Source organism: Pseudomonas sp. NFACC14 (assembly GCF_900106885.1).
Classification (GTDB): Bacteria; Pseudomonadota; Gammaproteobacteria; order Pseudomonadales; family Pseudomonadaceae; genus Aquipseudomonas; species Aquipseudomonas fluorescens_AA.
This window is the reverse complement of record NZ_FNOA01000006.1, coordinates 194,121-209,428: the sequence shown is the minus strand read 5'-3', so window position 1 is coordinate 209,428 and position 15,308 is coordinate 194,121. Positions and strand designations below refer to the sequence as shown.

Annotated in this window: 12 protein-coding genes; 4 read left to right on the top strand and 8 right to left on the bottom strand. The window is 61.6% G+C overall.

Annotated elements, in window-relative coordinates:
• Positions 1-8: 8 nt before the first annotated feature.
• The 8 genes from BLU85_RS12445 to BLU85_RS12410 form a co-directional block, all read right to left on the bottom strand.
• Positions 9-2,234, bottom strand: a complete 2,226-nt coding sequence (locus tag BLU85_RS12445; protein ID WP_092199762.1) for a type VI secretion system Vgr family protein — start codon at positions 2,232-2,234, stop codon at positions 9-11.
• Between the two features lie 332 nt (positions 2,235-2,566).
• The gene (locus BLU85_RS12440; protein ID WP_092199759.1) at positions 2,567-3,931 is read right to left on the bottom strand and encodes an MFS transporter; all 1,365 of its coding nucleotides are present in this window, start codon (positions 3,929-3,931) and stop codon (positions 2,567-2,569) included.
• A 51-nt stretch (positions 3,932-3,982) separates the two neighbouring features.
• Entirely contained in the window at positions 3,983-5,212 is a 1,230-nt protein-coding gene (locus tag BLU85_RS12435) for an OprD family porin (protein ID WP_092199756.1), read from the bottom strand.
• A gap of 113 nt (positions 5,213-5,325) precedes the next feature.
• Positions 5,326-6,690: an MFS transporter gene (locus BLU85_RS12430; RefSeq protein WP_092199753.1), complete on the bottom strand. Its 1,365-nt coding sequence runs from the start codon at positions 6,688-6,690 to the stop codon at positions 5,326-5,328.
• An 84-nt stretch (positions 6,691-6,774) separates the two neighbouring features.
• Complete coding sequence (locus BLU85_RS12425; RefSeq protein WP_092199750.1) at positions 6,775-8,052, bottom strand: FAD-dependent oxidoreductase; 1,278 nt, start codon at positions 8,050-8,052, stop codon at positions 6,775-6,777.
• A 93-nt stretch (positions 8,053-8,145) separates the two neighbouring features.
• On the bottom strand, positions 8,146-8,628 hold the full coding sequence (locus BLU85_RS12420; protein WP_170847577.1) for an aconitase X swivel domain-containing protein: 483 nt from the start codon (positions 8,626-8,628) through the stop codon (positions 8,146-8,148).
• On the bottom strand, positions 8,625-9,908 hold the full coding sequence (locus tag BLU85_RS12415) for an aconitase X (protein WP_092199744.1): 1,284 nt from the start codon (positions 9,906-9,908) through the stop codon (positions 8,625-8,627). The genes BLU85_RS12420 and BLU85_RS12415 overlap by 4 nt, the downstream gene beginning before the upstream one ends.
• Complete coding sequence (locus tag BLU85_RS12410; RefSeq protein ID WP_218190013.1) at positions 9,905-11,617, bottom strand: dihydroxy-acid dehydratase; 1,713 nt, start codon at positions 11,615-11,617, stop codon at positions 9,905-9,907. Before BLU85_RS12410 ends, BLU85_RS12415 begins: the two co-directional genes overlap by 4 nt.
• A 124-nt stretch (positions 11,618-11,741) precedes the next feature.
• Between BLU85_RS12410 and BLU85_RS12405 the strand changes: the two genes are divergently transcribed.
• The 4 genes from BLU85_RS12405 to BLU85_RS12390 all read left to right on the top strand — a co-directional run bounded on the left by BLU85_RS12405 (position 11,742) and on the right by BLU85_RS12390 (position 15,275).
• Positions 11,742-12,674, top strand: coding sequence for a LysR family transcriptional regulator (locus BLU85_RS12405; RefSeq protein WP_092199741.1), 933 nt, complete (start codon positions 11,742-11,744; stop codon positions 12,672-12,674).
• 132 nt (positions 12,675-12,806) lie between these two features.
• Complete coding sequence (locus BLU85_RS12400) at positions 12,807-13,511, top strand: heavy metal response regulator transcription factor (protein ID WP_092199738.1); 705 nt, start codon at positions 12,807-12,809, stop codon at positions 13,509-13,511.
• On the top strand, positions 13,511-14,884 hold the full coding sequence (locus BLU85_RS12395; protein WP_092199735.1) for a heavy metal sensor histidine kinase: 1,374 nt from the start codon (positions 13,511-13,513) through the stop codon (positions 14,882-14,884). Before BLU85_RS12400 ends, BLU85_RS12395 begins: the two co-directional genes overlap by 1 nt.
• A gap of 130 nt (positions 14,885-15,014) precedes the next feature.
• Positions 15,015-15,275: a DUF2790 domain-containing protein gene (locus BLU85_RS12390; protein WP_092199732.1), complete on the top strand. Its 261-nt coding sequence runs from the start codon at positions 15,015-15,017 to the stop codon at positions 15,273-15,275.
• The last annotated feature ends 33 nt before the right edge of the window (positions 15,276-15,308 follow it).

Sequence of the window (15,308 nt, the reverse complement as noted above, 5' to 3'; positions counted from 1 at the left end):
CTCCGTGGCTAGTTCTGCAGGATTTTCTGGCCTTTGACGACCACGTTCTTGTTCGCCTTAATGTTGATGGCGCCGGAGCCGTCGATGGTGATGTTCTTGCCGCTGATCACGATGGTGCCGTCCTTCTTCATGGTGATGCTGGCCGCGCCCGTGGTCAGGCTGATGGAGTCGCCAGCGTTGAGGGAGAAGTGCTTGCCCACGTCCAGGCTGTCGTTCTGCTTGATGCCCGTGCTGCGGTTCTGGGCGACGTCGCGGGATTCGTTCTGGCCGATCTGGGTACTCTGGTTGCCGTTGATCTCGATGCCTTCGTTGCCCTGGACCGTTTCGTTACGGTTGCCGCTGATGCCGATGGTCTCGTTGCCACCCACGTCCTCGGTCCGGTTGCTGGCAATGCTGATTTTTTCGTTGGCGCCGACCTTTTCCGTGCGGTCCGCACCGATGGTAATGGTCTCGTTGCTGCCCACCTTCTCGGTGCGATTGGCGCCAATGGTGATTTTCTCGTTGCTGCCGACATCCTCGGTGCGGTTCACACCGATGGAGATGGTTTCGTTATTGCCGACCTTTTCCTTGCGATCCACACCAATGGTGATGGTTTCGTTGTTATCGACGGTTTCGGTGCGGTCGTGTTTGACGTGCACGGTCTCGTCGTTGTCGATGGTCTTGCGGCGGTCATGGCCAACCCAGTGGGTCTCGTCGTTCTCGACCTCGATGTCCTGGTTTTTCTCGGCGTGGATAAACAGCTGCTCGGCGCCTTTCTTGTCCTCCATGCGGATTTCATTGAAGTTGGCCGGCGAGCCGCCCTTGCTTGAACGGCTTTTCACCCCGCTCTGGGTGGCATTGGCCGGCAACCCGTAGGGCACGGTCTGTTCAGCGTTGTAGACACGGCCGGTGATGATCGGCCGATCCGGATCGCCCTCGAGAAAACTGACGATCACTTCCTGGCCGATCCGCGGGAGCTGCACGGATCCCCAGTTCTTGCCGGCCCAGGCCTGGGAGACGCGAATCCAGCAGGAGCTGTTTTCATTGGACTGGTCATGGCGGTCCCAATGGAAATGCACCTTGACCCGGCCATATTGGTCGGTCCAGATCTCCTCGCCACTGGGGCCCACCACCACGGCGGTCTGCGGCCCGCGGACGATGGGCATCGGAGTGAGGGGCAGAGGACGGAAGGCCTGGTTGGCGTCCATGCAGTCCAGCTCGCTGACGAACTGTTCGGCGACGTCAGACTGCCCGCTTTCATAGGCATCCTGACGAATCTGATAACGGGCGGCCACCACCAGATACTCGCGGTTCTGGTCCGCACGATCGTATCCCGTGAGCGTGAACACATGACCGCAACCGATGCCGCGGGCGCGTCCACGCAATTGCACACGCTCGAACTGACTGTGGATGGCTTCGATGCGAGTACGCGCGTAGTGATCGCCATCGTTGCTCTGGACGTATTCACCGGGGTAGTCGTAAAGCGGGTAGTCGGCGTTGGTGTGGTTGCGCGGTACGCTGGAGCGCACCTCGAGGCTGGCACGCGGGCGCAGGAAGTCGTAGTCGTTCAGCGCCAGCGAGCCGGGTTGGACTTCCCGTGCCAGTTGCCAGTCGTAGAAATGATCGCGCTCACGCATTTGCCGATCGGGCGGGTAGAAGGGCACCGAGGCGTAGTCCGCCGCCGTGGAGTGGGCACCATAGGCATCGGCCAGCACCAGCACATGACGGTTTTTTTCATGGCGAAAGTAGTAATAGATGCCTTCCTGCTCCATCAGTCGACTGACGAAGTCGAAGCTGGTTTCACGGTACTGCACGCAATATTCCCACTCGCGATAGCTGCCGCTCAGGCTGTCTTCGAAATCGGAGAAGCCGAGGTCACGGAACACCTGCTTGATGATGTCCGGCACCGTCTTGTTCTGGAAAATCCGGCAATCGGAGGTGCGCGTGAGCAGCCAGAACCAGGGCCGCAGGCTGACGCGGTAACCGGCGAACTGGCCGTGCCCGGTCAACTGCCGGCAACTGCAGACGATGCCGTGGAAATAGCGTTTTGCGCCGTCGTACAGCTCCAGGGTCAGGCCCATCGGCTTGCCCAGCAACTGGTCGAACGTGATCGCCCGGTCTTCGGAGGTCAGGTCCAATTCGTAGTGGAACAACCGCCCCAACTCTTCGCTGCCCTCCATGCTTTGCAGCAACAGGACATCGCCGCCCAGAGGGCTGTCGACCTGCACCAAACGGTTGTCTTGGGTGATTGCCATGAGCGGCTTCCTTGGCTCGGGTTCGGGCGTCAGTTGGCCGTCGTAAGAAAAGTGGCGCCGTAGGCGAAGGCGCCGCCAAAGGGAACGTGAAGGGAAATCAAGCTCAACGTTTGCTGCACATCCACCACAGAGGCGATCTCCTTATCAGTCTTGCGGTCTTTAGCATGCGGCCAGATTGGCAGATGCTGAGGTCAAGATAGGTGACTGAAAGGTCGTTTGCTTAGTTTCATTAGCTATATATCTGATTCTTTAATCGAATAACCATGAAAGTGAATGCTGACTCAGACACCCTGGCCATAGGGGTGTGAAGCTGCGTACCCACTGCTGTTCTTCTAGGGTTTCGCCGGGCTCAATAGCTCGGTTTCCATGGCTGAACGTCTATCGATGCGCGCCACGGTGTAGGCGCATACACCCAGCAGCGCGGGACACAGGGCCAATACCGCGAAGCTCTTCACGACAGGCATGCCACTGTTGAGCACATGGGCACCGAGCAGCGGCCCGCATACCGAGCCTAACTTGCCCATGGAGGCGGCCCAGCCGGCGCCGTTGCCGCGAATGGCACTGGGGTAGAAAATCCCGGCGATGCTGGTGATGCCGTAGTGACTGCCCTTGACGAAGATGGCACCGACCATGCTCAGCGCAATGAAGGCGTTACCTTGCAGGTCGCCAATGCCCAGCGCCAGCAGGAAGGGTAATGAAAGCAGGGGATAGATCATCACCGCATAGGGCCCTCGGGTATCGACGACGCGCATCAGAACAAGCCCGGCCATGGCACCGCTGAAGGACGCGAAGGAACTTACCCAGGACGCGGTAGCCCGGTCGAAGCCCGCATACTGATACACCAGCGGGCTCCATGACGCGAGGAAATACATGGCCATGGAGCTTGCGCCAAAGCCGATCCAGATCATGGGCGTGATCCATTTCAGTTTGCCGATGAACAACTGGCCGACCCGAAATGGCTGGCGGCCGATGTCGATTTCATCGGCCAGGAAATAGCGATCCCCGGCGCGCACATCGATGCCGGGATCCAGGCGCTTGAGGATTCGCAGCACGGTTTGCGGTTGCTTCTGCTTGCTCACCAGGAACCGCACCGACTCCGGCAGGGTAAAAAACAACAGGACGCTGGAGAGCAGCGTGGCGATGCCGCCCAACACGAACACACTGGCCCAGCCGTACTGAGGTGCGAGCCATACGGTCAGTGGACCGGCTGCCGCGCCCCCCAGGCTGAAGCCGACCATGATGAGGGTGATCACGCTGGCACGGTAGCGCTTGGGCACGAATTCGATATTCAGTGCCCAGCACAGCGGCAGCATGGCGCCCAGGGCGAAACCGTTGAGAAAACGCAGCGCCAGCAGCGAAGTGTAGCTCTCGGCAAAGGTGAACAGCAGCGTCAGCACACCAAAGGCACTGGTGGACAGCATGATGGTCGGACGTCGCCCGATCCGGTCGCCGAGATAACCGAAAAAGAACCCGCCCAGCATCATGCCGAACAACCCGATGGAAAAAATGTTGCCCAGTTGCAGTTTGTCCAGGCCGATGTCCTCGGCCATATAGGCGGCGGTATGAGACAGCATCAACAAGTCGAAACCATCGAGGAAGGTGATCAACACCGACACGCAGATGATCAGATAGTTGAAGCCCGACAGTTTGCGCCCCTCGATCAGGGCGGCGACATCAATGGCACGTGACGACGTCATGGGTGTTCTCCCGGTAAGACGTATGCGAGCGAGTGTTCCGGTGGGCGGGGCTCACCACAGTTTCCAGGTGTAGGCCACGATCAGGCGGTTCTCATCGAGTTGCTGGGTCAGGCCGTTTCCGGAGCGGAAGGTGAGGTTGCGCCAACGCACGTTCAGGCCTTCCAGGGCACCGCTTTGGAAAACGTAAGCCAGGTCGGTGTCGCGCTCCCACTCACTGCCGTCGCTGACGGTGCGCGTGTGGATATCGCTGCCTTTCACGTAACGGGTCATGAACGTCAGGCCGGGTACGCCGAGCGCGGCGAAGTCATACTCGTAGCGCAACTGCCAGGACTTCTCGTTGGCTTTGATGAACGAGTTGTAGGTGACCAGGTTCGCCACGTAGGGCGTGCCGGTATCGATGACCGGAAACACACTCTCGCCCGACAGCCGCTGGAACGCCGCGGAGAAGCGCTGGGCCCCGACGGTCAGGGTGAACATGCCATTGAAGTTGCGGTTATCGATTTTCCCGGCTTTGCCAACACCGATATCATCGCTGTCGACGTAGCGCAGGTCGGAGCGCAGGCTCACGCCTTCACCCAGGGGCAGTACATGGATCAGGCCGGCGAACTGCTGGCGGTAGATGTCTTGCAGCTCACCGTAGTGGTAGCGCAGGGTCAGTTGCTTGCCGACGGTGTAATCGCCGCCGAGCAGGTCCAGGTGATCACTGCTTTGGCCGGCATAACCGATGTCGTCGTTGCTGGATGAGTCGCGGCCATTGGCTTTGGTCAGTCTTGCCGCGGTGACGGTCAAGTTGTCGAGCTCGCCGGACGTCAGGTAGGCACCGGTGAAGGTGGAGGGCAACAGTCGGGTATCGCTGTAATACGCCAGCGGATGAATCGGCATCAGCGTGCCGACCTTGAGCTGGGTCTTGGACAGGCGCATTTTTGCGGTCAGCCCCAATTCGCTGTAGTCGTCCACCGGTTGATTGCTGTCGGGGCCATAAGGCAACAGCCCACCGCCACGGCGGCCCGCGCCGGAGTCGAGTTTGATCCCCAGTTCGCCCAGGGCATCGAGTCCGAAGCCAACGGTGCCTTCGGTGTAGCCCGATTGCAGCTCGGCAATGAAGCCTTGGGTCCATTCCTCGGCCTTGGCCTGAGGCGCGTCGCTCTGGCGGAAATCGCGATTCAAGTAAAAGTTGCGTGTCGTCAGCGTCGCACTGCTGTCTTTGATGAAGTCCGCATGGGCGCCGGTGACTGGGCCACAGAGCGTCAGGGCGGCGGCGAGAAGAAGGTTCCTGTTCATTTTTATTGGTCTCAGGATCAGTAGGATTTTCAGGACGAGTTTTGCCTGACCGCGTCGATAGCGACGCGGTACGGGCTGCCTGGGTCAGGCGCGGTAAGCCGGCAGAAAGGTGCTCAGGTCTGTGATGAGGCGGGCAGGGGGGCCGCCCCACGATGGCGGCGTGTCAGGTGGCCAATGACGAAGGCACAGGCCGCCAGCACGGCGGGGCAGACCGCCAGGACCAGGAAACTCTTGACCACCGGCAGGCCACTATTGAGCACATAGGCGCCCAGCAATGGGCCGAGGATCGAGCCGATCTTGGCGATGGAGGTGGCCCAGCCGGCGCCATTGGCGCGAATGGCACTGGGATAGAACACCCCGGCGATGCTGAGGATCCCATAGTGGGAGCCTTTGACGAACACGCCGCCGACCAGGCTCAACATCAGGAACGCGGTGCCTTGCATGCCGGTGATGCCCAGTACCAGCAGGAAAGGCAAGGCCAGCAACGGATAGATCATCACCATGTACGGTCCACGGGTATCGACGAAACGCATCATCGCCAGGCCCGCCATCGCACCGCTGAAGGATGCGATCGAGCTGACCCACGACGCTGTCGCGCGGTCGAAGCCAGCGTATTGATAGACCAGCGGGCTCCAGGAGGCGAGGAAATACATGGCCATGGAGCTGGCGGAGTAGCCCAGCCAGATCATGGGCGTGATCCATTTCAAGCGGCCGATGAACAACTGGCTGACCCGAAATGCCTGGCGACCGATGTCCGGCTCGTCCAGCAGGACGAATTGGTCAGTAGGAAGCACGTCCAGGTTCGGGTCCATGCGCTTGAGAATCGCCGCGATTTTCTCCGGTGCCTGGCGCTTGCTGGCCAGGAAACGCACCGATTCGGGCAGGGTGAACAACAACAGCACCCAGGCGCACAATGTGACCACACCGCCGAACACGAACACGCCCTGCCAACCGATATGCGGCGCCAGCCACACCGTCAGCGGGCCGGCCATCGCGCTGCCAAGGCTGAACCCGACCATGATGATGGTGACCACCGTGGAGCGATAACGCTTGGGAACGAACTCGATGTTCAAGGCCCAGCACAACGGCAACATGGCGCCCAGGGCGAAGCCGTTGAAAAAACGCAGGACCATCAGCGATTCGTAGCTGTCGGCCATGACAAACAGCAACGTCAACAGGCCGAACGAGCAGGTGGAAAACAGAATGGTGGGGCGCCGTCCGATGCGGTCCCCCAGGTAACCGAAGAAGAACCCGCCCAGCATCATGCCCAGCAGGCCGATGGAGAAGATTTCGCCCAGTTGGATCTTGTCCAGGCCGACCTCATCGGCGATGTAGGAGGCGGTGTGGGAGAGCACCAACAAGTCGAAGCCGTCGAGGAAGGTGATCAAGACCGAAACCAGAATCACCACGTAGTTGAAACGTGACAGTTTGCGCGCCTCTATAAGCGCCGCGACATCCAGGGTACGGGACTGTGACATGTGCGTTCTCCACTGCATTTTTTATTGTTGTCGGAGTGGCGCCCCCCCGTTCACATGGCGGGCGCATCGAACTGCTTGAAAAACCTATTCCAGATTGAACGCCAGCCGTTCGCGCAACACCTGCGCGGGTATATCACTCAGGCGCCCGTCCGGGCCAGCCAGATCCAGTGCATGGGCGGCCGCGGCCCCCATGGCAATACACGGCCCCATCACGCGCACACTCGACAGCGCGGCCGCGTCAGCGTCAATGCAGCGGCCCGCGACCACCAAGTTATCGCTGCCTTCGGGGAGCATGCTGCGCAACGGCACACTGTGGACATGGTCGTCGCCAAAGGGCTCCCACTGGTAACCGGTGCTGTCGCCGTGCAATTCCACCGGCCAGGAGGTGCGCGCCACCGCATCCGGAAACATCGTAGCGGCTCGCACTTCATCGGTGGTCAGGTGATGTTGGCCGACGATCCAGCGGGTCTGGCGAATGCCGGGCAATGCATACGCTCGCACCCTGGCCTTGCCGTAGGCCTGGGGGTACTCCGCTTTGAGGAAGTGGATCACCTGGTCCACCTGTTGGCGCCCGGCGAGGGCGACGTGAGACGCGGCAACCGGATCCAGGGGCGTTTCGATGTGCGTCATGTTGAACGCCGCCGTGCCACGTCCGGGGAACTGGAAGAACAGGCCGTCGTCGCGCTCGATGCCGTAGTGCCTGGCTTTTTCCTTGACCCGTTCGGTGAATTGCGCGCGCGTCGGCAGGTGGGCCTCATTGATATGCTCAAGGACAAACATCTGGGTGCCATAGATGGGGGTGTCCGGTTCGCGACAGGCGAGCCCGGCGTTCCAGACCAGTGCCGCATCGCCGCTGGCATCGATAAAGCCGTTGGCCGCCACGCGCACGTCGCCATAACGGGTGGCCAACTCCACTTCCTGGACCCGCGGGCCTTCGCGCACCACCTCACGCAACACCGCACCGAGCACCACGGTGATGCCAGCGTCGAGCACCTTTTGACCAATCCAGCGACCGAGGGCCACTTCGTCGTAGTAAACCACGGTGGTCAAGGGACCGATGGCCTGGTGCAAATCGCCCGAGGCGCCCAGGTCGCGAAGGATGCCGTCGGCGATGCCATGGGTCAGCAACTGGCGGTTCGGGCCATTGGAGAACAAACCGCAAAAAGTCCCGATGATCGAGCCGACCGCCTGGCCACCGAGCATGGGCAGGGCATCGAACAGCACGACGCGCTTGCCGAGCGCGGCGGCCTCCAGGGCGGCGGAAATACCGGAAATACCCGCGCCGGCGATGCAGACATCAGCCTGCAGGCGTTGCGGGGTGGGGGCGCTGGTACGGCGTACCGTGCGAATGACATGAGCCATAAAACTTCCTTTGTGGGGTAAAAAAGGCAGCCGAACCCGAACCCGTTGGCCGATGACCACGGGGAGCGGTTGTTTTCAGCGGGTTTCTTCGGGTTACGACGGCGCCGGCGTTCGCTGCGGAGCGTTGGGCTGTTGCGGTAGGGGCGGGTCACTGCACGATGAGCGTGGGGTCACTTCGACGATCCCGGCGTCGGCATCGACGCGCACCCAGTCCCCGGTACGGATCCGCTCCAGCGGGTCCTCGGTAAAGCCGGTCATGGCGGGTGCGTGCACGACCACCGCGCCCAGGCCCATTTTCGCAGTCATTTCATTGAACAGCATGGCGCCAGGGGCCACGCCGGCGAGGCGCGCGATGTGGAACTGCGAGGACCAGCCGGACGAGCCCTTGGCCCCCGGAAATACCAGGACTTTGCCGGCAAAACTGATGCCCTTGAGTTCGTGGCGGGTCTCAATGACGGTGCCGCTGCGCGGGTCGATGCCGCCCCAGCCAGAGATGCGGTCATGGGTCACCAGGGCTTCGCCTTCGAAGCAGCCGCCAACGACCTTGCGGCCTCGGAGGGTAAAGGTTGCGCTCATCTCAATACTCCTTTCCAGCGGCCGTCGATGGCCGCCTGGATGCATTCGGCGGTGGTGCCGAACCACGCCTGGATGCCCATGATCGCCGGCAGGTAATGGGCCTGTTTGGCCGAGTCCACGGCCGCCACGCGCGTGCCCTTGGGCAGCACCTTGCCGATTGCCGAACAGGTATCGGTCATCACATGCCCGCCGGCCTGCTCGATGATGCGGGTGTAACCGGCCACGTCAGCCAGTTGCTTGATCGACGCGGCGGTAAATATCCAGAGCTCGGTGTTCGCACTCAGGCGCTGGCCTTCCAGCAGTTGGCAGACTTCCCAGAGTTGTTCGAGGCTGTAATGCGGACAGCCCAGCATGACGAAGTCGACTTGTGCATCGTGCGCCGTGACGTTGACTTGCTCATAGGCCCAGCGCCGTTCGGCTTCACCGAAGCGCAAGATGGCTGAAGGCCGGGAGGCGCCGAACGCTTGCTCGCGGGTGCGTGCTTCCGGCGTGACCCCGACCAGGTGATACATCTCCACGCCACCGCTGGAAGCTGCCGCCGCGCCGAAGTGCTTGAGGCGAGCCAGATTGGGCTGGTGGCTCACCCCTTCGATGACCGGGATGCAATCCTGCACCTGCTCACCGACCCAGTAGCCGAGCAGTCCCCAATCGGCCGTGGTGCTCACGTCCATGTCCAACTGGATCAGGTGGGTGCCGCGACGGTTCTCGTCCAGGTGCAGGCCCCAATAGGGAATCTTGCCGGTCAGCATCGCCGCGCCGGTGCTTTCCCGGCCCTCGGCATTGGTTCGGGCGCCGAGCACCGAGTTGATGTAGATCACGGCGGAAGACTCCATCCAGGCGCAGTGCTCGCCTTTCACCGGTACGTTGCCGACTTGATAAGGCGTGCAGGTGTTCAACGGTTGGACGCCCAGGCCGCTGCTGTAGGCCTGGCCGGTTTCATAAATGCGCACCACGTCCTCGCCAATGCCCTGGCGCTTGGCGTGCCGAGGGTCGATGCCTTGTTGCAGGTGACTGCTGAAGACCTTGACCTTGGGGATCTGTACCACCTCGGCGCTGTCGAGGTTGAACTCGCTGAACACCGCGTCCATGCCGCCCTCACGTTCGGCGTACTGACGCAGGAAAGGGGTGGTGGCGCCGATGGTTCCGGCCACATTCCGCGTGTCCACCAGGCATTGTGCATCCAGGGCCTCGCCATAACGCACCAGCAGGTCCATGGCTTTCTGCACGGCCGGGCCTTGATCGCCGGCAAGCATGGCTTTCTCGTCGTCGCGCAACCTCATTGCGGTTGTTCTCCGGCGTGGGTGATGTCGCGCGGCTTGATCAGTACCGCACCGCGCTCCATGGAAGACACGTTATGGCGGTAGATATCCAGCCAGCCGCCGCCGAACTGCGGCGCCAGAGGCTGCCAACGGGCGCGCCGCGCCTGCATGTCGGTTTCGCTGACATGGGCGTCGAGGCTGTTGTGGTCCAGGTCGATGGTGATGATGTCGCCGTCCTCGACCAGCGCCAACGGACCACCGACGGCCGCTTCAGGCGCGACTTCGGCCACCACCAGCCCCTTGCACACCAACCCTGAAAGATGGCCGTCCGTCAGCATGGCCACGTGGTCGCCGAGCCCGGCACCGTCGATGGCGAATACCACTTTCGAGGCGCCGCCGCCCATGGCCGGGCCGCCGCGCACACCGGCACCGCGCATGACCACCACGTGGCCAGGTTGTATGCGGCCATCCTGCAAGGCTTGGATCGCATCGGCGGAGCGCTCGAAACAGATCGCAGGGCCTTCGAAGCGGCGCATCTTGTTCGGGTCGATGCCGTATTTGACGATGCCCGCCTGGGGCGCGATGTTGCCGCTCAGCATCACGATGGCGGGCTGGGTGGCGAAGGGGTTGTCCAGCGGGCGGATCACCGCGTCATCGCTGACGGTTACCCCTTGCAGGTTCTGCTTCAGGGTTTTCCCGGTGACCGTCAGCACGTCGCCATGCAGCAGCGGTTCCAGGCGCTTGAGCAGCCCACGCCCGCCACCCGCGGCCTCCATCTGCTCGATGCTGTGTTCTCCCACCGGCCGTACACCGACCAGCACCGGCACCTTGTTTCCCAGGTCCCTGAAGAGTTGATAGACGTCGACCTCGACGCCGCCTTCGGCGGCTACCGCCTGCATATGTTTGATGGTGTTGACGGAGCCGCCCGCGGCGAGAATGGTCGCGACGGCGTTGGCGAAGGCATTGGGGGTCAGGATATCCCGAGGCTTGAGGTCTTCCTCGATCATTTCCACAATGCGCTGGCCGGCCTGGCGCACGAAATCGAACATCTGCGGGCTGTTGGCGGCAATCGGCGCGCTGCCAGGCAGGGCCATGCCCAGGGCTTCGCACACCAGGTGCATCGAGTTGGCGGTGCCCATCCCCGAGCAGACCCCGGGGCCCTTGATGGCATTGCGGGCCATGCCGGCCAGCTCATCGACCGGCAGCGTGCCGGTCACCACGTGCATGGAACTGATGAACACGTCTTCGATATCGACATGCTTGCCGTTGTACTCGCCGCTTGGCTGGTAGCCGCAGACCACCACCAGGGTCGGGATATTCAGGCGGGCGGCAGCCATCAGTTGGCCGGGTACCGTTTTATCGCAAGAGGCCAAGCAGATCATGCCGTCGAGCTGAGCCCCTTCGACCGCGACTTCGATATCGTTGGTGATGAGGTCGCGGGCAGCGAGCATGTAGGCGCCGCCGGCACCGGCACCGGTGATGAAGTCGCTGGGGGCGGCCGTGCGAATTTCGAAGGGCAGGGCGCCGGCATCGCGTATCGACTGCTTGAGGACCTCCGCGATGCCATCCAGGTGACTGAAGCAGATCGCCAGGTTGGACGATGAGTTCACGATGGCGATCTTGGGTTTCTCCAACTCGCTTTCGTCGATGCCCAAGGCACGCCACTGGGCGGCGCGTACGGCCCATAAATAGGAGCCGTAGGGGAAATTGCTGCGCAGCTTCTTGGGCATGGTGTGCTCCGTTATTGTTATGGGGGATGTCAATTCGGTTAATCGAGTTAACGATCTTGTGCCGAGTCTAGGCTTCGACCTAGAATCCGAAAACCTTATTTCACTTATAGATAAAATCCAAAATATGGATATCAAGGACGTCGATCTCAACCTGCTGAAAGTCTTCGATGCGCTGCGCAAAAAGCAAAGCGTGACCCTGGCCGGCGATCTCATGGGGCTCAGCCAACCTGCCATGAGTTTCGCCCTGGCCAAGCTCCGCACGCTGTTCGACGATCCTTTGTTCATCCGGACTTCCCGCGGCATGCAGCCTACCGCAAGGGCCCTGCAGATCGCCGAGCCGGTGCAGCGGATCCTGGAGATGGTCAGCAGCGAAGTGCTGCCGTCCACGGGCTTCATCCCCGAACACTCCGACCGACAACTGGTGCTGTGCATGTCGGACATTGGCGAAATGGTGTTCCTGCCCCGGCTGATGCGCATGCTCGACAAGGCCGCGCCGAATTTGAGAATTCGCACCCAGGCATTGTCGTCGGAGCAATTGGAGGAGGGCCTGGACGCCGGCGAGGTGGACGCGGCCATCGGCTATTTCCCGCGCCTGCTCAACACCTCGATCCGCAATAGGGCGCTGTACAGTCACTCGTTCGTGTGCATCGTGCGCAACGATCACCCCACCATCGGCGACAGCATAAGTGCCGAACAGTACCAGCAGGCCGTGCACGTCGCGGTCCAGGCCGAAGAGCGAGGCATGAGTGTGCTGGACCGTGAACTGGCCGCCCATGGCGTCACGCGCCGGGTGCGCTTCAGCTTGCCACGGTTCATGGGCGTGCCGTTTCTGGTGGCCGAGTCCGACATGATCGCCACCGTGCCCCTGGCGGTCGGCCGACGTTTCGCCGAAATCACCGATGTGCGCCTGGTGCCGCTGCCTTGGGCCATTTGCGGCTACGACATTCATCTTTACTGGCATACGCGGTTCCACCATGACCCGGCGAATCGTTGGTTGCGTCAATCCTTCATCGAATTGCTCGCCGACTTCTCTCCCGCGGAAACGGTATCCATCTGAGCCTTGGTTATCGTGCGTCGAGGTTGGCCATTGAACCGTTTCTGACAAGAATGTCAGGAAGCGGTCAGCCTCCAGACACCTTCACTGTCTAGACTCATTGGGTTGCCCCCGTTGCCGCAGAGGAATCAGCTGATGCGTTTGCTCATTGTCGAGGACGAAGAAAAAACCTCCTCCTACGTCCATCGTGGCTTGACCGAGCTTGGCTATATTGTCGACGTCGCGACCAATGGCATCGATGGGCTGCATTACGCGCTGGAATGGGACTACGACGTGGTGATCCTGGATGTGATGCTGCCGGGCAAGGACGGCTATGACGTGCTGCAAGGCTTGCGCCTGCAAAAGAAAACCCCGGTCATCATGTTGTCGGCCAGGGGGACGGTGGATGATCGCATTCGCGGCCTGCGCGAGGGTGCCGACGATTACCTGGGCAAACCTTTTTCATTTGCCGAGCTCGTCGCGCGCGTCCAGGCCTTGATCCGTCGTCACGCGGGTGACTCGGCCGACCTGACGCATTTGCGCATCGACGACCTGGAGGTCGATCTGCAGGCGCGCAAAGTGACCCGGGGTGGGCTGCGGCTGGACCTGACGGCCAAGGAGTTCTGCCTGTTGAGCCTGTTGGCGCGGCACCAGGGCGAGATCCTTTCCAAGCTGATGATTGCCGAGCAGGTCTGGGACATGAACTTCGACAGTGATGCCAACGTGGTAGAGGTCGCGATCAAGCGGGTCCGCGCCAAAGTGGATGCCCCGTATCCACGCAAGCTGCTGCATACCGTTCGCGGCATGGGGTATGTACTGGAAAGCCGCGAGGAAAGTGGCAGGCAAAGCGGTACGTCTTGATGAAACGATCGATCGCCAAGCGGCTCGCCCTGATGTTCGCCCTCGCTGTCCTGCTGATCATGTCGATCAGCGCGACGCTACTGCGTTGTTCCTTGAAGCAATCGCTCGATGAGCAGATGCAGAACGAGTTGATCCTGCGCCATTCCGTGCTCGACCCGGTGCTGGCGAAATACGATTCGCCGACGTTCTGGGTCGGCTTGCGCCAGAAGCTCGACGGCCTGACGCCCGCCGATGAACGGGTCCGCTATTGGATCCTGGTCGATGACCCGGCCTTCAGCTACGGCGGGGCGATGCCGGACGGCCAGGATTGGTCGACGCGCTCCGATGGGCTTTTTACCCTCGACCTCCCTGAGCGCGAGCGTCCCATGATGGTGTTGCTCAAGACCATTGCGGCCATGGGCGACCGTCCGGAACTGCGCTTTATCGTGGGGCTGGATTCAACGCCCTTCAGGAAGACCCTGGACCACTTCACCAAAATACTGATCCTGACCTCGGCGTTGGGTATCGGTTTGGTTGCACTGCTCGGTTACTGGATCGCGCGCTTCGGCCTGGGGCCGGTGAGGCGCTTGAGCCATCAAGCCAATAGCCTGCCGCCGGGGGATTCGAAACAGCGACTGGACACCGAGGCGCTGCCGGGCGAATTGCAGGAACTGGCGGTGTCGTTCAACGGCGCCCTGGCGCGCCAGGAAGCGGCCTGGTGCCAGCTCGAAGGGTTCAATGCCAATGTCGCCCATGAACTGCGAACGCCCTTGACCAACCTGATCGGACAGACCCAGGTTGCATTGGCCCACGGGCGTGAGGTGAGCGAGCTTCAGGACTTGCTGCAGTCGAACCTCGAAGAGCTGGAGCGGATGGGCACCATCGTCAACGACATGCTGTTCCTGGCCGGCGCGGAGAGCGGCCAACGGGCAACCGAGCTCAGCGATGTCTCGCTTTATGAAGAGGCGGCGAAGACGGTGGAGTATCTGGAGCCGGTGTTGCACGACAAACAGCTGAGCGTGGTGATCCAGGGCGACATGCGCGTGTGCATCGACCGACGTCTTTTTCACCGCTCCCTGGCCAATCTGCTACAGAACGCGGCGCGGTACGCGGTGCCGACCAGCACTGTCACGGTAAGCTTGGTCAACCACGGCATGCAGGTCGAGGTGAGCGTTTCCAATGCCGGCGAGCCCATCGACACCGTGCACCTGGAGCGTTTGTTCGAGCGTTTCTACCGTGCCGACGCCGCCCGGACGCGAAGCGATGCGCACCACGGCCTGGGCCTTTCCATCGTGCGTGCGGTGGCGTCCATGCACGGTGGGCGCGTGTTCGCCCACAGCGAGAACGGGCTCAACACCTTCGGATTTTCCTTGATGAACCAGGCGACGCCTTAGTCGTCGCCCCGCGAGTAAAACCCACCCGCGTTTGACATCTTCCCGTCAGCCAGCAGTCACCTTGACGTCAGTCGCCCCCGCCTAAAGTGCTACGACCGTCCCCCGAGGACACAGTGTCGTGGAGTCCACTATGAACACTCAAAATCTGTCGATTGCCGGCCTGCTGGTCCTCATCGCCCTGAGCGGTTCGCCGCTGCTCGCCAAAGAACAAACGCAAGTCCCGGCCTACGAATATGGCATGCCGCTGGACATCGCCAAGGTCATCCGTATCGAGGCACCGACACCGCCGATGTGCGAGGTCGTGCAAGCGAAGATGACCTACTTGAATACCCAAGGGGTAAAGAAACACCTCAGCTTTCTGCAGTTGGCCGAGGCGTGCTCGAGACAGTGACCGTCCGGCGATGCCGGTTCATTCTTCAGACAG

Excerpts from the sequence above, each read along its gene's own strand:
- BLU85_RS12405 (WP_092199741.1), top strand. The coding sequence starts at position 11,742 with ATGGATATCAAGGACGTCGATCTCAACCTGCTGAAAGTCTTCGATGCG.
- BLU85_RS12430 (WP_092199753.1), bottom strand. The coding sequence starts at position 6,690 with ATGTCACAGTCCCGTACCCTGGATGTCGCGGCGCTTATAGAGGCGCGC.
- BLU85_RS12420 (WP_170847577.1), bottom strand. The coding sequence starts at position 8,628 with ATGAGCGCAACCTTTACCCTCCGAGGCCGCAAGGTCGTTGGCGGCTGC.
- BLU85_RS12395 (WP_092199735.1), top strand. The coding sequence starts at position 13,511 with ATGAAACGATCGATCGCCAAGCGGCTCGCCCTGATGTTCGCCCTCGCT.
- BLU85_RS12425 (WP_092199750.1), bottom strand. The coding sequence starts at position 8,052 with ATGGCTCATGTCATTCGCACGGTACGCCGTACCAGCGCCCCCACCCCG.
- BLU85_RS12440 (WP_092199759.1), bottom strand. The coding sequence starts at position 3,931 with ATGACGTCGTCACGTGCCATTGATGTCGCCGCCCTGATCGAGGGGCGC.
- BLU85_RS12415 (WP_092199744.1), bottom strand. The coding sequence starts at position 9,908 with ATGAGGTTGCGCGACGACGAGAAAGCCATGCTTGCCGGCGATCAAGGC.
- BLU85_RS12400 (WP_092199738.1), top strand. The coding sequence starts at position 12,807 with ATGCGTTTGCTCATTGTCGAGGACGAAGAAAAAACCTCCTCCTACGTC.
- BLU85_RS12410 (WP_218190013.1), bottom strand. The coding sequence starts at position 11,617 with ATGCCCAAGAAGCTGCGCAGCAATTTCCCCTACGGCTCCTATTTATGG.
- BLU85_RS12390 (WP_092199732.1), top strand. The coding sequence starts at position 15,015 with ATGAACACTCAAAATCTGTCGATTGCCGGCCTGCTGGTCCTCATCGCC.
- BLU85_RS12445 (WP_092199762.1), bottom strand. The coding sequence starts at position 2,234 with ATGGCAATCACCCAAGACAACCGTTTGGTGCAGGTCGACAGCCCTCTG.
- BLU85_RS12435 (WP_092199756.1), bottom strand. The coding sequence starts at position 5,212 with ATGAACAGGAACCTTCTTCTCGCCGCCGCCCTGACGCTCTGTGGCCCA.